The organism is Pseudomonas sp. lyk4-TYG-107, assembly GCF_030209055.1.
GTDB lineage: Bacteria > Pseudomonadota > Gammaproteobacteria > Pseudomonadales > Pseudomonadaceae > Aquipseudomonas > Aquipseudomonas putida_A.
This window is the reverse complement of record NZ_JARVST010000019.1, coordinates 256227-282069: the sequence shown is the minus strand read 5'-3', so window position 1 is coordinate 282069 and position 25843 is coordinate 256227. Positions and strand designations below refer to the sequence as shown.

Below are 25843 nucleotides of genomic sequence, written 5' to 3'. Positions count from 1 at the left end.
TCACAATCCAATAAATGTGATCTGTTCAGGTTTGACATCTATGAATGGAGCCGGTTCAACCCCCTTCTTCGTGTCAATCGGAACGAAGGAGACCTTAATACTGTCGGCACCGTTGTACAAACCAGTTCGCTTCAAGTTCGCGAATGTCGCTGTACAGTCATACATGAAGCTAAACCCCCGATCATCATGATGACTATGATCCCCCCCAAAAAAGTTAATGGTGGCGACATAAGAGGGGCTACCAATCGGTGTGTTAGGGGATGGGTTGTCACAGTTAATGAAAATGCGTAGCCGTGTGGTCTTGCTTTTAACCTGAATTCCTTCGACTTTCATAAGGACTACCGAATCCACAGGCTTTTCTTCAAGTGCCAGCAGCGGCGCAGTAGCTTTGGAAATTGAGTTGCGTAGCTTACTATCTGATGCCAGATCGATAGTGCCGACTTTTAGCGTATTACCTACAGTGCTTATACGAGCGCTTAGTGCTACCGTTGCTTCCTTGTTGAAAGCAAATGCGCGCATAGGCTGGCGTGCTCTGTTGGAGGCAACGACGTCTAGTTGATCATAAATAGCATTGTATGCCTCAGGCACCAATGTGCTTTGAGTGAGCGGATTCATGACTTTGCCCGTAGCGTCGTAGAACTGGCTCAACTTATGATCTTTCCATAATTTATCGGTAAGTGCGCGGTTTTCATGGAGCGCGCTCCAGCTTCGCCATAGTCTGTCGACATTGGCGTGATGTAACCAGAAGATAGGGTCTTGTGGTGACAAGTATGTTCCCATGTCACCACCTATGAACTGATGTATGCCATTGTGCGGAGTGGATTCGAGAGTCCCAGCGAACGAGCTTTCACGTTGATTGTCACTGGTGGTTGCACCACTGAAGTGCAAAGCATCGACGTTATTTTTCAATATCTTGTCAATTACAGAGCTTCCAGTAACATCTCCATCCACTTCATCATTAGGATTCAAATCCCTGTTGCTATGGAAGAGAGGGCTTTTTTTATCCCAGAAAGCAGCCGGTATTGAGCGATCTCGCGTCCAGTTCCAGTAAGGTAAACGAAAATCTGGGTCGCCAAGCATGGACTGACAGATCGATTCGAAATAAAAAAGATATGCACGATGCCAAGGCAGAAACCACCAATTGCTATGCGGGCAATAGTTCTGATGTATGAGAGCTTGATTATTCCAACTCATCGGATTCTTCGGATCGCTCTGATCCAGAGCCTTCATACGTTGCACGGCGGTACTATATAAGATCAAATCATTGGAGCCTGGAACGTTAGCGTTGATGTCACGCCTGACTTTACCAAGATCAGCGGCTTTTGCGGTCGATATACCACTAAACAGCATTGTGGTGTCGGCAATGCCTATCGCTAAGACCGCAGTAGATGCTTGAATAAACTGCCTGCGATTTGTTTCCATGATTTACCCCTCACGTAAGGCGAAGTTTCGGTAGCTTCTATCGACTTCAGCCGGATTGGGGCTCTGATACCAAAAGTAAACCTAGTCTATAAAAATAAATTTGCAAGCCCTCTATCTCGCTGCTATATGAAATTGCGTCGGCATTTTTTTATGCCAGCCCGGGGAGGGTGATATGAAAAAGCTAATTTTTGTTTTTTTCGTGGTTGTGCTCAGTGGTTGCTGCTCAAAGGACACACTTAAAAGTAACGTTCCATTGAGCGCTGTGGTGAGTACCACCAATGCGGCAGTGAACAAGATTTTGGCATTAAAACAATGGGATAAATTTAGCGCAGAGAATGATCATTTTAAGAACAGCTGTACAAATGCAAAAAAATCGACAATCAATGCGTGCAAGGTTCGCACTGAAGCATCGTACGTTCTGTGCCAGTCTGCCTCCCACGCCAACAGTGCTGTCAGGGATGATATATGCAGGCGCATCATGGCTTCAGACAAGACCTTATGCGGACTCAAATTGGTAGATTCACGTGACCGGGCAATGCTCGACCCACGCGCATTGGAAAACTGGTGTAATGAATTTGATGAGAGTTCGATATGTAGTAAAAAAAGCAAGATTGAAGGTGTTACCTGCGCAGCCGCCGATAATATTTCGGGGATCTCTTTAACGAAAGCTGAATTACAGGTTGACTACGTCAAAGAGTATACTGGCAATGGTGAAATAAAGCTGGTAGTTGTGAACGTTGGTGGAGGCCGTACATCTCAAGAGGGACAGACGCTTAATCTTGAACTTGTACAGCGCCCTCTGCGAACTGCATACACAGCACCTGAGACGTTGAGTACGTGGAGCCCGAGAAAGGAAGCGCAGGTTAATCAGCAAGCTATTGATAAAAAAGTAAAAAGCCTTCCGCCTACTATCCTTCCATCCGGACCGTCAACCTATGAGGCGTTGGATAAGATCAAAAAAGATGATGCCCTCATCCAACGTTCAGCAGATGAAATTGTAAAGTATGTCGAGAGTGTACTTGATGCCACGCTCGCAAAATACGAATCTACAGGCGATGAGCTTATCACTCCGCTAAGACCCAAGCGCTTTACAGTAAATATAAGTTATAAAGTAGTTTATACAGCAGAGGCTGGTCTCCATTGGGATTTTACTCATACGGTCGGCACGGCTGATGTCGGTGGCGGAATTACAAATACTCGAGGGAACATACTGAGTCTCACGTTTGGGCCGGAAAATTAGTCGTTAATTTTAAGCATATGCCGGATCCTTATCCGGCATATGTTTAGTGCTCTATAGACACCTCTTCCAGATTTTTCCCATGGACGCGTATTTAATCTCCGAAATTTGATTTTTCGCTTATTTCGTGTTTACGAATAGTCAATAGTATTTGCGAAATTCAACGGCTCGATACCACGAGCCCGATCAATATTTTCAGCCATACGAACTGCTGCTTCCAATTCGTTGATGCCGAACTCCTGCATGAGCTTGAAGCGTACTGCTTTCTCTTCAGGTTCTGTCATTGCCATGGCCAGGTAGAGGCTCGGTGGCACTGCGCGAAATATGGCTTCCATGGATTTTGAAAGCACAACACCTTCGCAGTATTTCCCTGACTCTTTGCGCGCCGACATCATCATGGCTTTTTGCGCCGGGCTCAGCTCGCGGAACCTGGCAATTTTCTCGACTTCATCAGGTGGCATGCTCAAACAGATCCACCACTCGATCATATTCAGCATGGGCTCAGCCGCCTTGGGCAGGTCATCCAGGTTTTGTGTTGCGAGCCAGAACCAGGCTCCAAGCTTTCGCCACATCTTGGTGATTTTGACTACGTAGGGAGCAAGAAGGGGGTTCTTGGTGATGATGTGGCCTTCGTCGGTAACGTTGATGATCGGTCGGCCGAGGAACTGGTCACGCTCAGCAATGTTGTTCACCGTATTGAGCAGTGATAGATATGCGATCGAGAGCTGCGCGTTGTAACCCTCGCGCGCGAACGTAGCCAGGTCGACGATGGTGACGTCTGCCTCAGGCCATGGAGTGCCAGGACGATTGAAAAGCTCTCCATCCAGGCCTTGGCAAAACAAGTCCATTGCCTCAGCCATCTCCAGCAAGCGACCTCGCCGGCCCTCAGGTAAATCGGGTACCGCTGCTCGTGCACGCAGTGCGTCCCTCACGTCTTGGGTCAGTACTTTTCGATCTTGATCTGCGCAGTGGTGCGCGGCATCCAGAATACTCTGCCGAATTAAGCTGCGATCAGCCCGAGTCAGTCGGGCCTCCTCCTTGTCCTCGCCGCCGGTGATCATCAGTCGGGCGGTGATTTCCAGTTCACCCAAGACATCGCGTTGCTCGTCCCCCTCGTAGGGAGTTGCCACTTCATCCAGCCGATCAGCATCCAGAGTTTCGATTTCATCGGGTGTCTCCACCAAGCGTCGTGCATCCGCGAACGGTGCCAGGCTCACACCTGCACCTGGCGCGAGCTTCACATGATGCACGGTAAGGCCTAGACGTTTGGCGAATTGAGCAAACAAGCCAAAGGAGTTTCCGGCCTCGACGATGAACAGTCGCGGTCGATAGGTGGCAGTAATCTGGTTGAGGATGTTATTGAGTGTCGCCGACTTGCCGGATCCGGTTGGGCCGAATAGAAACAGGTGCGCATTCATCTGCCGGTCCAAACGATTCAGCGGGTCGAAGGATAGGGGACCGCCACCACGGTTGAAAAATGTAATCCCAGGATGTCCTGTTCCCTGACTACGCCCCCAGACCGGGGCGAGATTGGCGGCATGCTGGGCAAACATTAGTTGGCTATACCACTTTCGCTTGTCCTTGGCTGGATCGAAGACGCACGGTAACCAACGCAGATAGCTATTGAGCGGGGCGACTTCGTCATCTTCGCGCACGGGCTGCAAGCCTGCATTGAGCATCACGTTGGCCAGTTGCATGCCTCGGGCATCAAGCTCCTGCATGTCTTTACCACGCAGGAAGAAGGCCAGTGACCCACGGTAGAGTTTGTGTGAGCTGCCGATGATTGATCGGGCTTGATGTACATCGTGACGTGTTTGTTCCGAGTCCAGCGTTTCACCCACAGACTTTTTGCTCAGGTGGTTGAGGTGAGCCTCAAGGACGTCCTGTGGTGTGGCGACGAGCGTCAGGCACATCATGGTGTCTTCCGGCATCTGATCGAAGTAGGTATTGATTGCGTCACCCTTGCGCGTTTCACCGGTCAAATGCCCGGTGCGGGGTACATTGCGTAATCGATCCATCAATATGACTCGATGAGGCATACCATCGAAGTACCAGACACCTTTGTCTAAGTCAGAACGTGGCTGACTGAAAAACAATCGCTGTGCGAAGTCAGTGCCGCTTGCCAGTTCAACTTCGCCTGCTTCAGTTTCTTCAGGGTAAGCCGTGAGATGATAGAAGCGCTCACGATCATTGGCCGATTCACCCAGTAGCGTCGGATTGGGGTTGAACCAGCGCATCAACCAGTTGTGGATGTCTGGTGCATCAAGGCGCAGTGTTTTGATACCCGCGCTGGTCAATCCTGCGGCCAGTCTTTCACACACCCGTTCCAGTGCTTGCTCGGCAGACTGTCCACGTTTAAGTGATGCAACATCGGGCGCACGACGATAGACGACCATACGCACACGTCGATTCTGCCCCCGCCATGGCAAACGGGTGAGGGCAGTGTCTTCAAACAAACCGCCAGGTTTGGCGATGGCATCGAGATGGTGGGCAAAAAATCTCAGGTAAAACTCACTGAAGGCAGTGTCCTTGGCGCGCGGCTGCAGATACTGTCGCAGCGTTTGCATGTAGCGAGCCCAGTGGGTCTCGTCTTGGGCATAAAGCTGTACAACCCAAGGATTGCTGTCCAGCTCATCGAAGCTGTCCTGCAAAGCGTTTTCCAGTGCATCCCGCGCCTGCGCCAGCCAAGCGTTTTCACGCCCCTCAGTACCTAACGGTGTCACCTCAAAAAAAGCCGCAACTGACTGGCCATCTTCGAGCAGCATGCACTGACTGTGTGGCAGATACTCAACCCAGGGTAATCGATCAACGAAGGACTCCGTGGTGCTATAAAACGCTTGATCGTCTTCTGCAGTTACGGGCTTTATCTGTTTCACACCTGGTTCAGGTATTGCGTGTTTCGAAAGCCTTGTGAGGTGCCGCTGCCATGCGTTCGGTTCATCCAAGTCACGGCCTGCTTCATCGTGTTTGTGTCCAGAAGACCAGAACATCAGTAGTCCTCCAATCGTTCGCCTGGCATCGCGTATTGCACACGTTGATGCAGTGGGAAAACCGTGCTGTAACCAGGCACCGGTACGGCTTCTGTTCCAGCCCGGTGGGGGAATACGTACATCACCAGATCGGGATTAGGCAGACGATGAAATTGCTGCTGAATTTCGTTCTGAGCAGTTCGGGTATACGGTTCAGAGGTGGACGGCACCAGCGCTTCTGTCAGAGGACGCCTCAAAGCTTGGCGTGCATCCAGCAATTGCTGGGCCGCCTGACCGTTTTGGGATCCGCCGGTTTGGTGGTTCCAGATATCCATCATGGTATGGCCGTCGTGGGTGAGTAGATCCTCGGTGTTCGTCGTGCAACCAGTCGTTGTGATAAAGATCAGTGTTGCTGCGATAGCTTCAGTCCAGATCCGTGATGGCATGGCGACCTCCGAGTGTGTGATCGACTTTGCGCCCTTGAGCGTCGTAATCGAGGGTGAGGGGTTCTTCAATGTGTACGACCACCCTTGCTCCAGGCTCAACGTAAATTGCAGCAAAGGCCTGGCCATAGAGTTTGCTGACCCATTGCGAAATGTCCTGAACGCCACTGGCGAGCATTCGGTTCATGGCTTCACTGCCTGAGATACCAAAGGTTCCTGATGCCCCTCCTTGATTGCCGGTATAAACCGTGTTTTCGCCATCGGACTTGGTCAGTGACGCAACGCCTACACCAGCGGCGGTGATCAGCGCCTGAGAGCCGAGATACTGCTGAGCATTGCTGCGGCGTTTACCTGCGACACAGGGGATGCCGTGTCGGTCGCTGATCCAGCCAAGACCTTCCTGCGCAGCACCGCTGTTTGACGTGTCCTGCTTGTGGCCTCGGGAGTCGTTTTCGTTGTCGCCGGGCAGGGTTCGGATTGTTCCGTCCTGAAATACGAAAGTGATTGAGCGTATCTGTCCTCTGACGCAAGAGAGTGTCCAGTCTCCTGACGCAGTACCGCTGACCACCGCTCCGGCTATTTCTGGCAAGTCGATGCCATTGGCCGTGAGGTTGTCGGCTCCGATTAAAACTTTAAACGGGTAGGGATCATTGACTGTTCCATCGACAGGGACACGGCCGATGAGCGCAGTCATGGCAACGGAGCCCATTAGCGTTGCATTGGGCGGCACGGTGTAAGTAGCGTTGGCTACTGGGTTTGCTATGTCACTGGCCGCAGCTGTGGCGACGGACTCTGCCATTTCGCCAAGAGTCTTTTGTGCAGGACCAAAGCGAGTGGGGAAACTCATAGCAGGCTTGGTAGAAACTGATGGGTCCTTGGTTTTTCCGTCTTCGGGTTCAATCCATCGCATGCCATTATCCATGCTCTGGTCTTCGCCCTCCTGAAGTCCAAAACCCACCGGTAAATCTGAGTTAAATCCTTGTTGGGACAGCCCATCCAATCGACGTTGAAGCTCTTGTAGCAGGCCTTGGTTTTCCACGCTGCTATCCGATTCACCTCGCTCCGCCAGGGAGCGCTGTCGCTCTTGTTCCAGAGCGAAATGGATACGGTGTTCAATCCTCTCCTCAAACTGGCGGACTGACTCTGGATCACCCATTCGAGGATGTTCGTCCTGCGATTTTTTTAGCTCCATTCGCAACTGCCTGACCTGAGCCACCAGGGTCGCTACCGTATCACTCGGTGTATCACCCTCAAGACCGAGTGCCCTCATCTCTTCAGGGGTGAGATGGTTTTCGTTAGTGTCCGGGCCAGCAGGGGATGGGTGTTTACTGGGCAGCAGTTTTATGAACACAAGCAACAGCAGCAAAACCATCGGGATCATCAGCCACTTGAGTAATCCATTACTTTTCATGGTTCGCCTCCTCAAGGGAAACGAGCTTTTCAAGCGGCAAGTTGAGTGCAGCATCTACTGGACTTATGTTTGGTAGTAATGACTTCGCCAGAGCATGTCCGCGAGTGGTGAGGTAAACCACGGTCGTATCCATGGACGTGCCTTTGGCACCGAGGTGTTGATGCTGGAATGTCGCGGTTGCGAAGCTCCCAAGGAGTAGCCGAGGATCCAGATTCAGTGTTGTATTGGTTTGATTTCTCAATCGAATCGCAGTGACCCAAAAGTCATCGAGACGCCATGCAGCGATCGCTTTGGCATCTATTGGGAGACTTGGCAGCAGAAGATCCAGTTGGAGGTCTGCAGCTACGTTGATTCTTCGTACGCCAGGTAAAGGCTCTACAGTTCTCAACGGCGCGTATAGGTTTTGAGCCGCATAGCGTGTCAGCACTATGGGTATTGGTGTTCGCGAGACTGACTGTGTATCGAGCTTCCTAACTTCAAGACTTTTGATACTGGAGTTGGCCTTGAAGGGCGACTCCTTGATGATTCGAATGTCCTCCAGTTTCAATTCACCGTTCTGCGCATCCCTAGCTACGACATCGAGGAGTATCAGTTCTCCCGTGATCGCGTCCTGAAGGTGGAGTCGGGTTGGCTCTATCACTTCATTGGCTCGCAGGTATACGGTTCCTCCCGCACTTTGAATCCGCAGTCGATCGCCAAGCGACGCGGGTAGTCCTACTCGAACGTTGCGTTCGATAAAGATCACTCGCTCCTGGCCCACAAGTAACGGGACGGCAATGGGAAGGCGCTTCCACCGCACCACTTCAACAGCCAAGGATGTGGAAGCTGAAAGCGAAAGTGCCAGTCCCATAAAGATCGAAGTCAGGCGTGATTTCATAGTGAATCTCCCAATGACCGCTCCGTTTTTCGAGCAGCGGTGCCTTGGGTAGCAGGTGTGACGATACGCTGGGGCGTGCCTTCATAGCAGTCCAGAGCCAGCCCAAATGGATTCAGCTCAGGATCAATGTCCAGACGAACGACCCTGATGGGATATCGAACCAGTGCACGCTTGATTTGCTCGGCGCCGTGATATTCGTCTGCGTTGATGTCAAGGGTGACCAGCCAATCGCTGTCGGAGACGGTTTTGACTCGGGTAACTGGATCATCTCCGTAGCCTCGGCCAGGAATTTCGTAAATACCGCGAGTACGTTTTCTGAGCTCGCCGGATTGGCGGCGCTGCTCATAGTCTTGCTGAAAAAATGCTTTGCACTCTGGTGTCAGGTAAGCGGCCAGCGACTGCAGGTTACGGGTGTAGTCTTCCTCACCATCACTGGGCCAGCGATTAAGCTGCTGGAAGATGTAGAAGGTAAATGCGTAGACAGATTCCGGTGGTACCTCCCACCATTTGCGAGTACTGCCAGATCGCAAGTCGGGCGGTACGTGGATCGTCAGATCATGCGGCGCGCTCCACCATCCAGCGCCCAGTCCCGTGGCTACGATGAATAGGCCTGCAGTGCCCATGCGCAGCGTTGTCACATGGCTTTGCAAGTGCAGCACTTCGTTCTTGAATCGACTCATACAGCACCTCGCCGGGTCGCCCAGAAACCAGATCGGGTGATGAGGTCGCGCCCCCCAACAAGCGGGGATAAGCGGGGGTAGTGATGTGTGATTGACCATTGCAACTGTCTGTAAAGCCACGTTTCCGGTCGGCCCCGTTTGCGTCGACGCAGTTGCCCACCGCCAATGAAAAGGCCTGCTGCTACCGCCACCACGATTGCGGTGGGCACTAGTGCAATGCTGCTGGCAAGCCAGGCACAAGGAATGCCCAGCGCCAACCCTGCTGTAGCAAACAGACCAGTGCAGATCCAAAGTTCGTCCGCGGTCAAACCGCGTACAACAACCGGCTGCCTGTTTAACCTGTGCGGAAGGAAAGCGACTGTGCCGTAAGCTGCGTTCAACGAGTCCATGATTCGTTCCTCCTACAAAATGCCGGTGGCTTTGGTGAGCAACCAGATACCCACAACCAGCATGACCGCGCCGACGGCAATACTCAGTCCGAATTGCCCCCAGGTTGAGCGTCCGGTATGGATTTCGGAGTAACGTGTGTAAGCGTGGTAGCAGACGCCGATGAACATGGAGGAAACCACTAGCAGGGCTACCAACATGACGATGTCGTAGCCATAGTTCTGCATCGTTTCCATGATCCCTTTGCCTGCGCCGCGGGAGGGGTCCTCCATTGTCGGAAGCTTTCCCTTCGCCTGCGCGGTCTGGGATAGGGTTGCGCCGTAGGATGTAAGTAACGTCGCAATGAGGGTAGCCCGGAGTGAGTGCCAGCGCATGGATAGTGTTCCTTGGGTCATGGGAGAAGGACAAAAGTCAGGGCTAGGTACATCGCAGTGAATCGGATCACCACTCCTAGAAACTGCCGTTGATTCAAGCGTTGCTCAGCCCAGCCGGAATAGGCTGTGCGGATGGCCCACACTCCCCAGAGCAGCAACGCTGCGAAGACGCAAGAAGTGAGCACTGAAGCCGTCATCAAAGGGGTAATGCCGCCATTGGCCTGGAAAGCGGTAATTTGGGCGGCGTTCATTGGTCAGCAACCACTTCATCGTGGTAATTACCGTGCAGAGAGATGACGTCGCGAGGGGCTGCTCGTTGGGGGGACAGGTGTTGCTCAATACCCGTTCTAACGCGCTGGATGTCTGTCCGAAGGCGTGTGTAGTTGAAGTGATATCTCTGCGACTCGAGATCCTTGACGGTGTCGCCTAGGCTAGCGATGCGGTCAATGGCGTTCAGTTCTCTTATCAAGGTCGCCAAGCGGATAGTTTCCTTACTCAACTCCTGAGCTGTGGCTGTGCAATGTCCTGCGAAGGCGAAATGGCATATGAATAGAGGTAGACATCTTTTGGAGAGGCGCTTGGTCATTGGGGAGCTCGTTTGATTCGTTCAGACGGCTCGATAGTGATAGTGAGTAAGGAATAACGCTGCGAACAATCGGATGCGGAATGGTCCCGGAAAGTGATGTTGCTTGTTGAGCAAACAAATGTGGCAATATGCCTTCATTGGCGGCATGGATGAAAAAGGAGATATCAATGGCGGCGCCACATGACGCGAGTTGCTTTCCCGCTGGCGTAAGCCTGAATCAGGCCGCGGGCCTCATACTGCCAAGCGCTGTTTTGGTGTCATTAATCACTCAGGCTCGAGAGGATTACGACTGGCCTTTCGGTACCGGCAAGGCGATTAGTCAGCAGCGAGTCATCCTGCTTGAGTCGGAAGTCGCTAAGCTGCTCCATCACCTGAATGAAGCGAATGCTCAAAAAATCGTTTGCAAAGTTTCATCCTGGGCGGGTAACAACCTTCGCTCGCAAGTCAGGATTCGGAATGCGACATCCGCTGAAAAACGAGCAATGCTGCGCGCCATTCAGATATGCCTTGCTCCAGGAGGTGCTAGAGAGGGTATCGACGCGCTTTCTCGCCTACCGGGTCTGCGCTTGGTGATTGCTTCGAAGATCTACCGATTTCTGAAACCATGGGAGGGGGCAGCCATTGACCGGCACGCGTCTTACTTTTTCAATTCCCTATCCATGAGCGGCCGCGGAACAGCGTTTGTTCGTGAATGGTCGAGCCGTACCAGAACCAGTAGTCGTTTGGCCACTTACACCTCGTCAAGGCATCGTCGCAACTTAGCTGAATACATCGATGTATATCTGCCGCTGCTTGCACAGATCGCCAACGTCCTGAACCATACCAAACACTCGTTTCTATGCCCTGTTTCGAATCAAAAGAAGGATTGGACGCCCGCCGATGTAGAGATGGCGGCTTACTTTTGGTGGGCCCGAAATGGGTCGAGATGATTGATGGTAGCCATCATCGTGCTGCCTAAAGGTATTTCTTGAAGTTTCGGACTGTTAAATCGATCGCGATACCGAGACTCAGTGCACTCGGTACGAGAATAAGTCCTGCGTTTACGCTCATTGGAATTGTGAGGTAAACAATCCAAGGCAGTATCGCCAAGGGCGCTATGAATACCTTCGCTCTATGGTAGAGATAGCCTGACTCCCGACCAGCACCGAAACGTCGTAGATCTCGACAAACGAGTCCATCAACCATGCCTATGAACGCGGCGATGATGAATAGGGGCAACGACAAAAACAGCACCGCCAGTCGAATGATAAACACTAGGATGGTGTAAGCCGCCGCGATCAGATTGCGTTCCAGATGGGTGTAAAACGATCCCACAAAATAGCGTGCATCGTGCGCACTATCGAAGTGTGCGTCACGCGCTTTCTGAGAGGTGGCATGTATTGATCTTGCGATGCCCGTCTTGATCATCACGGCTTGATAGGCAACCTGCACCAAGTCACTGGCGGTTCGACCAGGTTCGCGTACGAGTGCGCTGTGTTTGAAATCGCTGGACAGCTGCCCCAGCTCGAACTCATACATTTGTTGCGCATGCCGCCAGCCTTCTTCTGGCCAGAATGCATACATGCCGATGCACTCTATCAAGATGCTCAGAATTAATGATCCGCATAGGACGGATACAAATCGGAGAGGGAGTGTCAGCAAGCCAATAAACAGACCTTCTTGTCGCTGCTGCTGACGCTGAGCTGTAGATGCTGGATCGCTCATAGGGATGACGACTTTTTATAGGTGCCGTCATCAAACATGTCGCTTGGGAGTGGCGAATCCTGATCCTGCATATCCACTGGACTCCACCAGTCATTTGCCGGTACATAACGTTGACGCATATATTCAGCCATGGCCTGCAGATCCTTCGGCATTGCTTCATCAGGATCAGGAGCAGGAAGGGGCATCCGAATCTTCCAAAGCTGACCACCTTCGATCAACCCAAACGCCTGCCCCTTGGGCAGGGCGACGACATGGGCTGGCTCTATCATGGGAACGCTGGTCGTTGTGACCCTGTCCTGAGTATTGGAGGTGAAGGCGGTGTTGCCGTGAGGATCCGAACTGTCTGTGGCAGCACTCATCACGGAAGTTGCGTAAACGTCGACGTTGGGTAACTGCTTGGTGAGAAGCTCGGCTGTCGCAGTCTCGCGAACCCGCAGCATGAACAGGTTATTGAAGTTACCGATCACCTGGCCTGCTTTTGCGCGGTTGCCAATTCGTGCTTCGATGTCGCTCATGGTCTGGGTGTAAGCTGTGACCTGAATGCCGGCGCCACCTCCCTTGTTGATCATAGGGATGAACTCGTCCCCCATCAGCTCGTTGAACTCATCGGCATGGACATTGATGGGGATTTTTTTGTCGGACACTGCATTTGGCAGTCCATCGTCAACGCCGAATTTGTAGATGTGGCCTGCAACGGAGACAAGGTCTGCAAACATGGAGTTACCCACCGCTGACGCAACCTCTGAGTCCGACAGCGCATCAAGGCCAACGTAGACAATTGCGCGCTTTCGGATGACCTGCATCCAGTCGAAGATGGGGCGTGGGTCCCCCAGATCCATGTAATCAGGCGCCAACAACTGCGCAATATCACCGGTGGTGAGTTTCTCCAGTAAGGGCAGGAGGGAAGCAACGATCTTGTCGAAGTAGGTCCGATCGTAGCGTACGGCTGAGCGTAAACCGTCCAAGACTGGATCGTACAATCGTGCATGCTGCAGGTATTGCTCGATCGCCACCACTCGTTTCTCTCGACCCATCATGTGCCGAGGGGTGTTTTTCTCATTGATCTTCGCCTCCAACTGAACGATGACATCCCATGCCTTTCGATCGTGTTGAGCAAAAAAGTAGGCCGCGTATTCTATGAACAAGGCGTCGATGTTGATCACATGACGCTGAATCAGCAGATAGTCCGGACGCTGCCCAAGCTCAACCAGAGCCCGGGCTATGATATTGACGAAACGCCACGCAAACTCTCGGAATGCTGCAGAATTTCCTTCCCCTGATAGCTGCCCGGCGATACGAGATGCCACCTCTGTAATCCGTCCGAAACGACCAATAGCGTTGTAGCGGGCCGATATCGAAGGTTGCCCCAGATGAAAAACATAGAATTCACCTTCTCGGCCAGCTCGTTTGGCTTCTAGATACATGCGTTTTAGAAGATCCGCATCACCCTTGGGATCAAATACAATGCAGACCTCTCCGCGGCGAATGTCCTGAGTGATGAATAACTCAGCCAATCGTGTTTTTCCGACTCGAGTAGTACCCAGCACGAGCGTGTGCCCAACACGTTCAGCCAAGGGCAGGGTGACATCGACTTCATTCGGCTCAACTGCGTGCAACCTAGGTAATCCGCCAACTGGGGGCAATGGCCTGACGGGGTTTATTGGATGGTCCCAGCCAGTGAGCCGGAGTAGCTGGTTGATTGGACGCGGTGCAAACTCCAATCGTGCTTCAAGTCGGCGCGCCATTTGGTACAGCGCCGACGGTTCGACATAGCCTCGGAACTCAGGCCGATAGGTCTGCAGCAACCTGTGGGTATGGCGTTGGTCCCAGCGGAACCCTTTGCCAACAAACAACCGGTGATGACTGACCGGAATTTCCCGGCTTGTCATTATGTACCGCGGTAGTCGCCGCATTTGCCGACGATAGCGCAGCACGACAGACGCTTGCTTGAGTCGTATTGCGCCCAAAGCCGCACAGCAACAAGCTCCACCTACGCCAATAGATGGTGTCAATGCTAGTGACCAAGGCGCAAGTAAACATAGTGCGGCGGCTGAACCGCATGCCGCAACACTGTACAGCTCCACCGCTGGCCGCAGTAATGTCTCGACCGCATGATTTTCAGACATGGTTACTGCTCAATTTTGCTAGCGGTGATCAATACGGGGTAGTGCTGAAGGTTCAGTCGCTGGGCCAGATCATCTGCCGACACGGGTGAAAGCGTCAGTCCCGGTGCAATGTGACGCAGGCTCTCCAGCGCAGCTTTAGACTCAATATTGACGACCAAACCTACAGCGTTGAGCGTGGTCAGGCGTAAGTGACGTTTCTTGAGCCATGATCGCGAATGCGGATCGTCGCCAATCAAAAAAAATGACGGCAAACCTGCTGCATCTAATGTTCGACTTTTGACTAATCCGGGCGATAAGGCGCTCGAGTGCACGGGCAAGAAATCCTCTTCGCTGTAACGTGCATCTGCATGCCTGGGCTCTACAGTCTGAGCAGAGCTTCCACAACAGAACACAGCGCAAATCAGCAAAATCCATGGATATCGTATTTTCATGGTTGACTCTCCATTGCAAGAGCCAATTGCTCCAGATGCCGCTCGATACGACGGCGGTAACGGGCGGCCAAAGGACCTCCCGATGGACGATGGTAGCGACCAGCAGCAAGCAGCCAGCTTTCGCCCGTACGGTACTGCTCACGCAAGATGATCGCTGCAATCTCAAGATTTCTGTGCGGCCAAAGCACCTCGCATGGGTGGCGATAAAAGCGCCGTTGATGGCCTAGATTGATTTGAGTGAGGCCCACGTCAATACGTGACGCTGGCCATTGGGACAAAGCTGATTGAAGAGCACTGCAAGCGTCTGTCTGCTTGATGAAATATCGACCCTGACCAGCAATGTTCAGTGTCCAGGGCCATGGAATGCGCAGTCCTCGCAATGTGATACCACTTTCCTGCAGAGCCACTGCGAACAATAAATTTGAAGGCACACCTGCTTTTCGAGCCTCCAAGTTGTAGGCAGGTGGAGGCGTCGAAATAGATGCGGCGCAAGCAGCCGGTGCCATATGAAAAATCGAAGAGTACGTTGCCAAGCGCAGCAAGATGCCGCACAAGCTCACTGGCGCAGCCATTTGCCATTCACCTTATGCATGACAGCGGGTAATTCGCCATTTGCAGAGATTGATAGCCATCGACCATTGTCGTGGCTGATAGTGATGGTTCCGTCGCGCACCTGGCTGGATTGGATTCCCACCTTAAGAGCCCACTGACGGATGCGCCTGTCGTCTTGCTCGCTGTTCACTACGTAGATATCGAATGTCGCACCGGAGGCCAGCAGTTGTTTGACTGTGATTTCGCATTGCAGACAATTGTACTGAACGAATACCGCGGGCCTTATGCTGGACTTACTCAACATGGGGCTGTTGATTGGCGGTGAGTTCATGAGTGCTAAGCCTGGATATCGTTCCTTCCAGGCTGTGTCGTACGCACGCTGATACACGAGCAGCTTTTCGACACGGGTAGCCTCAGCTTCAACCTGAAGTTGTGCATAGCGAAGACGCTCCGCGTCAGTTCGAGCTTCGATCCCCAGTGCACTCAAGGGATCGAGATTAGGCGAGTAAGTACCCAGAGGCCCACTCATTAGCTCCTTGAATCGGAACAGTTCCTCTTCCTTTAGACCCCATTGCTGGGCCAGCACGGTGGAACTGGCAGGCGATGTCATCTCAGGTTGCAGCTTTGAGTAGGTCTGGACGGAAGTCCGAGTCGAGGGCTCCTGTGCGATAGCCACAAAACATATCGGCATTAACAGGGAGGGTAATATCCTTAAGTAAGACATGGTGGCCTCCTAGCGAATGCTGAGTCGGTGGGTCAGGCCGTTGGCTGTGAACACAGCGATTTGCTCATCGATACCGTCAAGCCTCCATCCGTAGTAGGTCTCGCCTACCCGTATCAGTTGGCATTGCTCAAGTGATTCCGCATCCTTTGGTCCGAGCGAAAGAAAGCGCTCACCTCCGCGAATCTCTTGTCCCAAAATCTGAATAGGCGGTTCGGCCGGCTTTGTCGGTTTGCGAGAAAGAAATTTAGGTCGAGGTGCAATGGGCATTACTGGATGTTGAGGTTGATTTGACTCGAGTTGCTGTACGCGTTGCCGCAAGTCTTTTAGGTCGCTTTGGCTTGCCGTTCCCGTGATCACGTCTGCCAGCTCAGCGATTCGCTCATTGAAGCTTTCGTTGATCAGATTTAGGTCTGAATAGCTAACGCCGCCTTGAGGTAACGACAACCTGGATAGAGATTGCTCCACTTCTACAATTCGATCGTCCAAGTGTTGCAAGTGCGTCGAGTCGGCCAGTTCATCCAAGCGTTGGCTCAGTTTGGAAAGACACGCTTGCTGCAGTACAAGCGAGCCAAATGCCATTGAAATCAACACGGGAGTCGTCCAGCGAGCTAGGCGATTACGCAGGTTTGCCTTCGTCGGAAGGGAATAGATCATTGACTGGCCTCCGGTGTTGTTTGGATGGGTGCGAACGTGTCGGTATCAGTGCCGGCGGCAGGGAAGAAACAGACGTTTCGCTGTCGGTCATTGACTTGAAGCTGCCACGCTGGACCAGCAAGCATTTGTAATGCATCGCGCAGTGCAACAGGACCCAGTTTCAAATGAGCAGCTGGAAGGGGGAGTGCGAAGAGAGCGGCGTTGGCACTTGTGCTTTCACAGAGGCGATAACCAGAACGCTTCAGAACGTACTGCAGGGCGTCGCCTACCGAAATGGTCCAAACACTGGGCAGGTCAACGTCGATGACTTGCAGCAAAAGATTCTGCTTAGCAGACTGCGGCTTGAGCTCAATCAGGGTGTATCGACCATACCGCTGAACGGGAATGTACTCTTCTGACGCAGTCTCAACAGACGGCTGAGTAATCGCTGCAGGGGGAGATTGCTCAGGGGTATGGCATCCACTGATGGACACGCTTAGGAGTATGAAAGGTAGGGGGTATCTGTTATTCGATGGCATCGACAATCTTCCTGTATGTGATCCCCACAAGATCTCAAGCAGGCAGTACCGTCGCAGTGATCAATGGGGTACCAGGTATGCCCCGATTAATTGGCTAAAAAAAAACGGCCTCCGAGGAGACCGCTATGACAGGTATTTGAAGGTGTACTGCGGCCTGACCGCAGGCCTTAGTACTCTTCAGGAAGGAGAATGGTTGTCACGCTACGATCAGCCTCCGTAATGATCCATATCCTTTCTTCAGCAATGACGTTGTAAACGGACATCAGTCGATTGCCAGAAATCAGGGCATCCTCATTGGTCTGACGATCTTCGTCGCAGATGTCACCCCAATCGCCTTGCAGATGCCGATAGAAATAAAAGAAAGGATTTATCTTCAGCCCTCTCATCAGCGCATCGGCGCCTTTGGTTATAACCAGTGCGCCAAGTTCGGACATGGGTTTGGTTGATTCATCAAAGTTGATAACAATCATGGTCTGCTGCCTTTATTTACTTGGGCCATGACATCACCCCTTGGGCGACATGGCCCATAAGGGGTAGGGAGTTAAACGTCATTCATCGACGACGATGAGAGGAACCAAGATCCGTTAACGGATCTGCAATCAGATGTCAGGCTCCACTACATCAGATGCGTCATGTGAAGGGTCTTCAGCTTGTTTCGACGCGTCTGGGTTGCTTGCTTGTGCATTTACCGGCTTGCGCCTATAGACAAAAACACCATCAACCTTGATCCAGTGCAGCAAGAGCAAACGGGCTTTGAAGCTGATACCCATCTGTCCTTCGTTGATGCCCTTGGAGTAGGTGAATGTGTCGACCCAGGGATCGCCGAGACGAAAGCTGACAAGAACCTTTCGGTCTGCAGCAACTGCTTTGGCACAACCTCGCACCAGAACCTGTGCTTGTTCGCCAGTAACACGTAGATCGAAACGGCGATATTCCGGGCAGTTAGTTGGGCCGTTCAATGCAGCAATATCGCAGGCAAGGAACGCCTCGCCTTTCTTGGGTTTCACCTCGCGTATGCGATTGAGATAGCCAAGACCAGTAATATGTAGATCGAAATAAGTCTCGCTGGATAACGCGTTGCTCATGGAATGCCTCCAGGCTAGAGATAGCAGTTGGTGGCTTCGCTCCCAATAGGGGCGATAGCCCCCAGTGGTTTGATGGATCAAATGAAGCGCTGAACTACCAAGCGTGGTTGTGCATGATCAGCCCGGCTATGACATCTCGTTGCTCGACGTTGAGAAGCCCCAGCTCACAGAGACCTTTGACGCCAGCCTGTTTGAGCAAGTTGCTGCCCTCATCAGGATTGAAAAAACTGACAAGAGCGGCCATAAATACCCGCTCTTGTTCAGTCAGAACCTCAAATTTGCTATTGATTACTCTAAGGTCGGGACGCAGATCCCACCTGCAATTAGCCTTTATGAAACCCTCCTGACTGCTGTCACCGAAGTAACGATAGCCGGCGAGTTCTACACCTTTTTTCCAAGCGAAAAAGAAGGCGACGGCAGGGTTGCAGATTTCAGATGAAGGTTTGGTCACAGGCTTTTGTAACGTCTGTCGTGAAAGCTGAGAAACGGAAGTGTTTTTCATGGGTGACTCCTGAAGATCAGATTTGGCGCAATGCCCCAAAGGGACTTGCACAATGAGTGACATGCATCAACGCCGATTTCGGCATGTGTCCGCCAAGTGATGCTGAGCAGGACTGGGCTTGGTCGGCGTGAAACGTTCACGATGCAGCCTTGAGGACCTTGGCTGCCTGGGCAGGCACTGACGCTTGATCAGTGATGCGAGCCCCAAGAATCGTTGGCATGCGCTGTCGTGTCAGTGATCAATCCCTCCAGGTTCAACTCCGTATTCTTTTGATAGCTCTTTGATCAGCCGTTTGCCAATCCATACGAGACAGGGCACGGCCATGGTATTGCCGATGGCTGTGTAGCGGGGACTGTCTGCCGCCATCAGCATCCAGCCAGTAGCCGTGGCGTCCCACAGGTCAGCAGGTCTGCTGCGGCTCACGCGTCTTGTCGCATAGTGGCGGCGCGGAATCCTCGTATAGCCACCGGGTAAACCCTGAAGCCGCTCGCATTCTTGAGGCGTCAGTCGTCTTGCCTTATGACAGACTCTGCTCAAGATCGGTTGTTGGTGAGTTGAACAATGATCCCCGTTTCCGTTGTCGGCGAACGTGGTTGTTGTTTCAGTGCTCGTACAAACCACGATGGCGACATCGTGATTGCAGGTCAGGGTAGGGCAGCACTCAAGGCTTGCCTCAGCGCCGCCTTGCCCACTCGACATCCCATATGTGTTGGTAAAAGCTCGAACCTCTAGGCTCCCTTTCGCTTGAGTGCCTGCTCCAGTAGTGGGGGAAGTACACGATTGCGGCGTGCGGTGCGGCGCAATATCCCGGCGCGGGCTCTCGGACTCAAAAAGTACCGCGGCGGGATCGAAGTTCTCTCTAGCACTTGCGACAAGAAACACACGACGACGTCGTTGGGCCAGGCCGAAATATTGGGCATCCAAGACTCTCCAAGCGACTGTTCTTTGGGGGCCAAACACAACACCCGCGTGCGACCACGCCTTCCCTGGTGGGTGAAGTTCGCTTTCTTCGCCAGCCAATGCTGCGAGAAGACAACCGAAGGCATTTCGCTTGTCACTGAGTACGCCGGGAACGTTTTCCCAGACGATGATGGATTCAAGGTCGTCGCGACGAGTTCGGACTTCATCGATGGCATTGGCCAGTTCCACAAATTTCAGAGTCAGTGCGCCTCGGGGCGCTGCGATACCTGCACGAAAACCAGCAACGCTGAAATCTTGGCAGGGAGTACCTCCAACGAGAAAGGGCGGGGATGAAACTTCCTCTTCAAGGATTTTTTCTTTAAGTAAGGTCATGTCACCCAGGTTGGGCACTTCAGGGTAATGGTGGGCCAGCACCGAGCAAGGGAATGCGTCAATTTCCGAAAACCAGGCCGGTTGCATTCCCAATGGTTGCCAGGCGACGCTGACAGCTTCAATACCGCTGCAGACGCTGGCGTACTGGAGGGGAGGTGATTCTTGTTGCATGGGGGGTGTCCTTCGCTTTAGCGGTCAGTCATGTGGCCTTTAAAAAGGCCTTGCTGCGCATAGGTGGTTAGAAGGGACAGAGATGCCGAAGGATGACCCCCTCGGCTTGAAAAAGAAGCCACTTATGGACTGTGAGGCGTATGGCGGTCGTCATTTCCATACGCTGCTACAGCCGTCACACCCGACCCGAATCGTGGCGTGGGTCGGTATCGTGAAGCACACATCCGCGTACAAAAGGAACCCGTTATTTGGCCAGTGGGTGCCGGCACTGATTACGTCTACCCTGATAGGATTCCTCATCACCCAGATCAGGGCGATGAGGAATCCCATCAGGGTGGAGTACCTCAACTAAATGAGCAGCACTACGTCTGCGACAGTGATTAATTTATCCCTAACATAACAACTCTATTGGAGTTGGACGCACACGCAGTTTCAGAGGGATTTGGCGTGCTTGGGCAGACCGCTCACCCACCTTTGGGTGGTGAGCGACGACGCGCTCTATGACTGGTCGGGGACTTAGATGCGACGGGCAAAACACCTCGGCATTCGGGGTAACGGGAGCAGGACCAGAACACTCCGTGCTTGCCTTTACGTTGACGCATAGATGCTCCACACAGTGGACAGTTGGGGCCACCGTGCGAATGTAACGCCAAAGTTGCCGTTCGGTGATGTTCAACCAGTTGCGTCACCCATATCGTCTGTTTGGCAATGAAGCAGTCCAACGTCATCTGCCCGGCTTCTATTTTGTCGAAAGCCTGTTCCCATAGGGCGGTGGTGGCGGGATCTGCGATCGCAGCGGGTACGGCATCGATCACCGTGAATGCAGCATCAGAGGCCCGTATCGAGCGACCTTTTTTATAGAGGTAGCCTCTACTCAAGAGACCGCCAATGATATTGGCGCGAGTTGCCTCCGTACCTATACCCGCGGTGTCTTTTAGTGTTTGTTTCAACCGAGGATCCGTAACCATCCTGGCCACATTTTTCATGGACTTGATCAGCTCGCCCTGTGTGTAGGCTTTGGGTGCCTGCGTTTTGAGTGCGAGGATTTCCACTTGCAGCACATCACATTGATCATCGATGACTAAGGGCGGCAGTACCTGACTACGCAGTGGAACTGCATCCCCATCTGACTCATGCTTCCCTAACATTTGCCGCCAGCCGGAGCTGACGATTCGCTTGCCATTGGCCTGCAGTCTATTTTCCCCGCATATCAGTTGTGCACTGGTTCGGTCATATTCATGGTGGGGTAGGAACTGAACCAGATAATGAGCACGAATCAGCTCATACACCGAACGCTCGTTTGCGCTCAGGTTCTCGATTCCAAAAGGCTCCAGCGTAGGAATGATGCCGTGGTGCGCACCGATCTTGTCGTCATCCCAAACCCGCGAGCGCTGTTTACGGTTCAGTGATTGCACCAGTGGTTGGATCGATGGATCGCTGATGGCCAGCGCACTGAACAGTGCATCTGCCTCAATGAACATACTTTCGGGTAGGTAGCCTGAGTCAGTTCGAGGGTATGTGATTGCTTTGTGGGTTTCATACAGTGTTTGGGCGATATCCAGCGTCTGCTGAACCCCGAACCCAAATCGAGATGAGCAGACTTCCTGAAGCGTACTCAGATCAAAGGGTAACGGCGGCACCTCCCTTATCCGATCGGTCTCTAACGCTTCGACAGTCGCGTATTGAGCCTCTCGAATGCTTTGAAGCGCATGCAGTGCCTCTGTTTGGCGAATGCAACGCCCCTTGCTGTCGATGGCCGTGCCCGGCGCTATCCATTGTGCAGAGAAAGATTGCCCCAAGATGCTTAATTGAACCTCTATGCTCCAGAACGGAGCAGGTACAAAGCGCTCAATCTCTCGATCGCGGTCAACCACCAGTCGTAACGTTGGTGTTTGTACTCTCCCGACCGACAGTACGCCCTGGTGACCGCTTTGACGGCCGAGCAGTGTGAAAAGTCGGCTCATGTTCATGCCGATAAGCCAGTCGGCTCTCGCTCGGGCCAAAGCAGAATGGTAAAGCGCAAGCGTATCGGCGGCGGGGCGCAAGCTATCAAGCGCCTTGCGAATAGAAGCTTCATTGAGGGCTGATAACCAAAGACGTTGAATTGAACCTCTATACCGACACAGCTCAAGCACCTCTCTGGCGATCATTTCCCCCTCACGATCAGCGTCGGTCGCGATGACAAGTTCAGATGACTGAGCCAACAGTTGCTTAACGATCTTGAATTGGGCCTTGGTGTGTTCTTTGATCTCGACGCGCCACTGAGCGGGAATGATCGGCAAGTCCTCAAGCGACCAGTGCTTGAAACGCTCGTTATAAGCTTCAGGCTCTGCCGCTTGCACCAGATGTCCGATGCACCAGGTCACTGCAACTTCGGCCCCCTTGTAACAGCCGTTGCCGCGTTGACGGGCACCAAGCACTCGAGCGATGTCTTTACCCTGAGAGGGTTTTTCACACAAAAAAAGTCGCATGTCATGACCTGTGTTCTTCGCTGAATGACAGGCGAAGTTGGCCCTCAGATTGAAACCATAGCGAGGATCAAACGGGTCTTGCTCATATCCGATTTATGAGGGCAAGAAAGTCGGGAGAGTAAGAGAACAAGTCAGAAGACGTTTCTGTAAAAGATTCGTTATGAAGCGCGCGGCTCCAGCATGGATGTCAGTGGACAGTTGAGCTGGAGCAGTCTGAACAGACGTTGGAGCAGGGGGGCGATGGATCATTGGCCCAGCCCCCCCCGTACTGCAATCTAATGGGATTGATCGCTGGAATCGGCGGCAGCTGATCTACCACCCAATGTGACGCTTTCCAATCGATAAGGGAGGATACCGACTCGCCTTGCCTCGATCTTGAACGTGACGCGGGTATTTTCATCGGCGTCTTGCCATTCCTCCTTGATTGTTCTGCCTTCAACAATCACACGCATTCCTTTTTGGTACACAGTGCTCCAACGCTCGGCATCTCGGTGCCAGATTTCAACAGGGGCCCAGAATCCACCTCGATCCTCATACCCGTCTTTGACAGGTACAGGGTTGTCAAAATAGATGTTCAGCCGTAGCAAGCGCCTAGGCTCATTGTTATGGTTATTGAACGTCCTGAATTCGGGAGTGGAACCAATATTGCCTTCGCCAACAAAATGGGTACTCATCGGTTTTGCTCCGGGGTGATCGTGCGATTAGTAACGCAGCGTTGATAGATCGCTTCAGCCTCTGCCATCTTTCTGGCGCACTCTTGGGCCTGGCGGGCCAAGGTATGGGCCAGACTGATTTGCATGTTCAGCACAATCCGCTGTTGCTCCATTGCAAGCAGGTCGGCGATGACCAGGTTGGGAGTTGCATCGTTCTCAATACACTTTGCCCACAACTCCACGCCCATAGTTGTGCGCTCAGGGTTGCGCCAGCGCATAAAGGTTGTTCCTGCGCCTGTGATGTGAGACGTGAGCTGGGCCTGCAACAGGTTGAACGGGTAGTGACGTGCCTGAACCAGAACGCTTTGCGTCGCCAGACTAATCAGCCCATTACGTATCGCTATGCATTGTCCGGCCCAGTCCTCGAGATCCCCCTTACCTTTAAAAGGTCTGAAAAGGCCTTTTAGGTACGCGGCATATTCCAGCTGTTCAAAATCGCTTTGATCCAATGGATGAAAGTAGTGCAGTTCCATTAGCGCTCCTCCTCTGGCTGGACCAAAGCAGGCGAGTCATCACTGATGACATCCTCGGGTGCCGTTAATTGAGCATCAGTGCCTTGTTCCTCATCACACTGTCGTCTTGGAGGGGCACGGTGCGATAAGGGGGGAGCGAAGCGTGAACGTCTGCTTCCATCCATCACATCCTGTGGTACTTCGCCAAATCGCTCCCTGGCCCTGATGGCAGCTTGGGATTCAGATTCATAGTCAATGCGCTTTAATCCTGAGGGTTTGAATTGCTGTGCAAAGCTGAAAAGACTGCGGAGCGCATGAGCGCCTTCGTTGAGCAGGCGTTCAAGAGTGCGGCGATCAATCAGGGCGGTGTGATGAGCCAAAATCAGGCGCCTTGCCAGATCGTCATAGTCCGCCAACAAATAGACGGCCATGAAACCGAGTTGAGCATTGATAAAAAGCGGCAATCGAACAGGCTGAACGTTAAGGTTTTCCCCCATGTTCAATGCGTCGGGAACCTCAGCGAGCGCCAGATCAATTTCCTCGCTAAGAGATTTGAGACATAACTTTGTGTCGTTCAACTTCTCTTCGATGCGTAGCATCCAGGCATCGGCGTAGGGATCGTCCTGCTCGGCACTACGTTTCATCTTGTTCATGATGGCAATGAAGCCATTAAGACCGATAATCGTCGCCCGACCTTGTGATGCATCTCGTCCATGCCATATGCGTGAAGCATGATGGGTATGAAGGGTCAGTTGCATGCTGCTGCGCAACGCCCCCAGGTTCAGTTGCAGATCGCTTGTCATTGCAGAAGCACTCAGTGTTTTTGAAGAGTGCTCAGATTTAAGGCGATGGCAGGTAGCTGTCAGCGAACAAAGGGCACGCGACTCAAGCCCGATTTTCGTTTCCTATCCCTAGGGGATAACGTTGTTCTGATCGTGTTCAACGTAGATGCAGTAGACCCTTGAGCACATTCAGATGGGCATGGGCCACGCTTGGATCGCGCTCGGCCTTTGGCTCGCGATTTGATCGGGGAGGCGGGACTGGTGGCTCAGTCCTCTGATCCTTTGCGGCCCAAGCCGTGAAATGTCCTTGCAGCGCCTTCTGAATGATTCCAAACAGATAACCTGCCGGATTGCGTACTTGGCTATCTCGACACCTCATGGCCCATTCATCCAAAACCTGCTGACGAACATCGCCGGTGAGCTGCAAGAGTGCGACTTTGGCACCTGCCTGTTGCGTTGGCGTCAGCTGTTTGAAGCGTGCAGGGAATTGCAATTCGCAGATCTGGTGGGAGCCTTCAGCTGTACGTAGTTTTTTTAACGCTTTTTTACTTAAAGTACTCGCAGTCTTCGGATGCCGTAGCGAGCCGGATTCAGGGCATTCCCGGCCCAATTCGGTTTCCGAAGGCTGAGCATTTTTTCTCGTCAAAGGAGATAAATCATGCACTTCGGAAACGGTTTCTGATTGCTGTTTTTGGAACGGCTGCTGATACAGGCTTGCGGTTAAAACCTGTAAATGGCTGGGCAATAGACGCGTTTGAACACCAGGATCCTCCCCGATTTCTTCAAGTACAGCCAATCCGACTCGTTGAACCCCCTTATTGGGGTGCTTGAGAGTATTACTGACAAGCACCATGTACTCGGGATCGATTTGCATCGCTTCAAAGGGGGTGAGAGGACGATCATGCAGTACATACAAGTTGCCCTGTACTCGCCCTGTACGTGAATCTCTGCGCCTTCGCGCCAGGCTCAACCATCGAGTCAGGCGCAATACCGTCAGAGTCTTGGCCACGCTTTCGTGGGACGCTTGTGCGCCACAGGGCACACACGCCAAGTAGCTTCGCAGTTGCTCATACGTAGGGAAGGCCGTGACACCATCCTCGTTGAGTAGTAGGCGAAACACTTGCCAGGCGTTTCGCTCGAGTGGCGTCAGGCGCGTGTCGAGCAGCAGCGAGCGAGGCACGGTTTCATGCCGATTCCCACTGAACAGAAAGCCATCACCGTTTCCCTGTGCATGCTCGATCCGCAAGTCTTTCAAAGCGGTATCGAGAACCGTGGACAA

28 protein-coding genes are annotated in these 25843 nt (G+C 52.7%); 2 read left to right on the top strand and 26 right to left on the bottom strand.

What is annotated here, in order from left to right:
* Window positions 1-1422, bottom strand: coding sequence for a tyrosinase family protein (locus QRN61_RS16585; RefSeq protein ID WP_285374233.1), 1422 nt, complete (start codon window positions 1420-1422; stop codon window positions 1-3).
* A 172-nt stretch (window positions 1423-1594) separates the two neighbouring features.
* Between QRN61_RS16585 and QRN61_RS16580 the strand changes: the two genes are divergently transcribed.
* Window positions 1595-2662: a hypothetical protein gene (locus tag QRN61_RS16580; RefSeq protein WP_285374232.1), complete on the top strand. Its 1068-nt coding sequence runs from the start codon at window positions 1595-1597 to the stop codon at window positions 2660-2662.
* 128 nt (window positions 2663-2790) lie between these two features.
* On the opposite strand, the gene QRN61_RS16575 is transcribed toward QRN61_RS16580, so the two are convergent.
* Genes QRN61_RS16575 through QRN61_RS27630 form a run of 9 tightly spaced genes read right to left on the bottom strand, consistent with a single transcriptional unit; the run spans window position 2791 to window position 10386 of the window.
* Window positions 2791-5649, bottom strand: a complete 2859-nt coding sequence (locus QRN61_RS16575) for a conjugative transfer ATPase (protein WP_285374231.1) — start codon at window positions 5647-5649, stop codon at window positions 2791-2793.
* A complete protein-coding gene (locus tag QRN61_RS16570; protein ID WP_285374230.1) occupies window positions 5649-6074 on the bottom strand; it encodes a TIGR03751 family conjugal transfer lipoprotein in 426 nt (141 codons plus the stop codon). The genes QRN61_RS16575 and QRN61_RS16570 overlap by 1 nt, the downstream gene beginning before the upstream one ends.
* On the bottom strand, window positions 6052-7482 hold the full coding sequence (locus tag QRN61_RS16565) for a TIGR03752 family integrating conjugative element protein (protein WP_285374229.1): 1431 nt from the start codon (window positions 7480-7482) through the stop codon (window positions 6052-6054). The genes QRN61_RS16570 and QRN61_RS16565 overlap by 23 nt, the downstream gene beginning before the upstream one ends.
* Window positions 7472-8359, bottom strand: coding sequence for a TIGR03749 family integrating conjugative element protein (locus tag QRN61_RS16560; protein WP_285374228.1), 888 nt, complete (start codon window positions 8357-8359; stop codon window positions 7472-7474). Before QRN61_RS16560 ends, QRN61_RS16565 begins: the two co-directional genes overlap by 11 nt.
* Window positions 8356-9039, bottom strand: a complete 684-nt coding sequence (locus QRN61_RS16555; protein WP_285374227.1) for a PFL_4703 family integrating conjugative element protein — start codon at window positions 9037-9039, stop codon at window positions 8356-8358. Before QRN61_RS16555 ends, QRN61_RS16560 begins: the two co-directional genes overlap by 4 nt.
* Window positions 9036-9428 carry a TIGR03750 family conjugal transfer protein gene (locus QRN61_RS16550; protein WP_285374226.1) on the bottom strand — a complete coding sequence of 131 codons (393 nt, stop codon included), beginning with the start codon at window positions 9426-9428 and terminating at the stop codon, window positions 9036-9038. Before QRN61_RS16550 ends, QRN61_RS16555 begins: the two co-directional genes overlap by 4 nt.
* A gap of 12 nt (window positions 9429-9440) precedes the next feature.
* A complete protein-coding gene (locus QRN61_RS16545; RefSeq protein ID WP_285374225.1) occupies window positions 9441-9800 on the bottom strand; it encodes a TIGR03745 family integrating conjugative element membrane protein in 360 nt (119 codons plus the stop codon).
* A gap of 17 nt (window positions 9801-9817) precedes the next feature.
* On the bottom strand, window positions 9818-10051 hold the full coding sequence (locus QRN61_RS16540; RefSeq protein WP_285374224.1) for a TIGR03758 family integrating conjugative element protein: 234 nt from the start codon (window positions 10049-10051) through the stop codon (window positions 9818-9820).
* Window positions 10048-10386 carry an integrative conjugative element protein, RAQPRD family gene (locus QRN61_RS27630; protein ID WP_350310354.1) on the bottom strand — a complete coding sequence of 113 codons (339 nt, stop codon included), beginning with the start codon at window positions 10384-10386 and terminating at the stop codon, window positions 10048-10050. Before QRN61_RS27630 ends, QRN61_RS16540 begins: the two co-directional genes overlap by 4 nt.
* Window positions 10387-10553: 167 nt before the next feature.
* Between QRN61_RS27630 and QRN61_RS16535 the strand changes: the two genes are divergently transcribed.
* A complete protein-coding gene (locus QRN61_RS16535) occupies window positions 10554-11315 on the top strand; it encodes a hypothetical protein (RefSeq protein WP_285374223.1) in 762 nt (253 codons plus the stop codon).
* Window positions 11316-11340: 25 nt separating this feature from the next.
* On the opposite strand, the gene QRN61_RS16530 is transcribed toward QRN61_RS16535, so the two are convergent.
* The 16 genes from QRN61_RS16530 to QRN61_RS16455 all read right to left on the bottom strand — a co-directional run bounded on the left by QRN61_RS16530 (window position 11341) and on the right by QRN61_RS16455 (window position 25843).
* Entirely contained in the window at window positions 11341-12090 is a 750-nt protein-coding gene (locus QRN61_RS16530) for a TIGR03747 family integrating conjugative element membrane protein (RefSeq protein WP_285374222.1), read from the bottom strand.
* Complete coding sequence (traD, locus tag QRN61_RS16525; protein ID WP_285374221.1) at window positions 12087-14216, bottom strand: type IV conjugative transfer system coupling protein TraD; 2130 nt, start codon at window positions 14214-14216, stop codon at window positions 12087-12089. Before traD ends, QRN61_RS16530 begins: the two co-directional genes overlap by 4 nt.
* Window positions 14217-14218: 2 nt before the next feature.
* A complete protein-coding gene (locus QRN61_RS16520) occupies window positions 14219-14647 on the bottom strand; it encodes an integrating conjugative element protein (protein WP_285374220.1) in 429 nt (142 codons plus the stop codon).
* Window positions 14644-15219, bottom strand: coding sequence for a transglycosylase SLT domain-containing protein (locus tag QRN61_RS16515; RefSeq protein WP_285374219.1), 576 nt, complete (start codon window positions 15217-15219; stop codon window positions 14644-14646). The genes QRN61_RS16520 and QRN61_RS16515 overlap by 4 nt, the downstream gene beginning before the upstream one ends.
* On the bottom strand, window positions 15204-15923 hold the full coding sequence (locus QRN61_RS16510; RefSeq protein ID WP_285374218.1) for a TIGR03759 family integrating conjugative element protein: 720 nt from the start codon (window positions 15921-15923) through the stop codon (window positions 15204-15206). The genes QRN61_RS16515 and QRN61_RS16510 overlap by 16 nt, the downstream gene beginning before the upstream one ends.
* 9 nt (window positions 15924-15932) lie before the next feature.
* A complete protein-coding gene (locus QRN61_RS16505; protein WP_285374217.1) occupies window positions 15933-16577 on the bottom strand; it encodes a hypothetical protein in 645 nt (214 codons plus the stop codon).
* On the bottom strand, window positions 16574-17095 hold the full coding sequence (gene pilL2 / locus QRN61_RS16500; RefSeq protein WP_285374216.1) for a PFGI-1 class ICE element type IV pilus protein PilL2: 522 nt from the start codon (window positions 17093-17095) through the stop codon (window positions 16574-16576). Before pilL2 ends, QRN61_RS16505 begins: the two co-directional genes overlap by 4 nt.
* 167 nt (window positions 17096-17262) lie before the next feature.
* On the bottom strand, window positions 17263-17565 hold the full coding sequence (locus QRN61_RS16495) for a hypothetical protein (protein ID WP_285374215.1): 303 nt from the start codon (window positions 17563-17565) through the stop codon (window positions 17263-17265).
* Window positions 17566-17694: 129 nt separating this feature from the next.
* Window positions 17695-18180, bottom strand: a complete 486-nt coding sequence (locus QRN61_RS16490; protein ID WP_285374214.1) for an STY4534 family ICE replication protein — start codon at window positions 18178-18180, stop codon at window positions 17695-17697.
* A gap of 94 nt (window positions 18181-18274) precedes the next feature.
* A complete protein-coding gene (locus QRN61_RS16485) occupies window positions 18275-18682 on the bottom strand; it encodes a hypothetical protein (protein ID WP_285374213.1) in 408 nt (135 codons plus the stop codon).
* 231 nt (window positions 18683-18913) lie between these two features.
* Entirely contained in the window at window positions 18914-20146 is a 1233-nt protein-coding gene (locus QRN61_RS16480) for a DNA cytosine methyltransferase (RefSeq protein ID WP_285374212.1), read from the bottom strand.
* Window positions 20147-20610: 464 nt separating this feature from the next.
* Window positions 20611-22617: a DNA topoisomerase III gene (locus QRN61_RS16475; protein ID WP_285374211.1), complete on the bottom strand. Its 2007-nt coding sequence runs from the start codon at window positions 22615-22617 to the stop codon at window positions 20611-20613.
* 275 nt (window positions 22618-22892) lie between these two features.
* Window positions 22893-23291 (bottom strand): single-stranded DNA-binding protein, encoded by a 399-nt coding sequence (locus QRN61_RS16470; RefSeq protein ID WP_285374210.1) that lies wholly within the window; start codon window positions 23289-23291, stop codon window positions 22893-22895.
* A complete protein-coding gene (locus QRN61_RS16465) occupies window positions 23288-23803 on the bottom strand; it encodes a DUF3158 family protein (RefSeq protein ID WP_285374209.1) in 516 nt (171 codons plus the stop codon). Before QRN61_RS16465 ends, QRN61_RS16470 begins: the two co-directional genes overlap by 4 nt.
* Window positions 23803-24585 (bottom strand): PFL_4669 family integrating conjugative element protein, encoded by a 783-nt coding sequence (locus tag QRN61_RS16460; protein ID WP_285374208.1) that lies wholly within the window; start codon window positions 24583-24585, stop codon window positions 23803-23805. The genes QRN61_RS16465 and QRN61_RS16460 overlap by 1 nt, the downstream gene beginning before the upstream one ends.
* A 136-nt stretch (window positions 24586-24721) precedes the next feature.
* Entirely contained in the window at window positions 24722-25843 is a 1122-nt protein-coding gene (locus tag QRN61_RS16455) for an STY4528 family pathogenicity island replication protein (RefSeq protein ID WP_285374207.1), read from the bottom strand.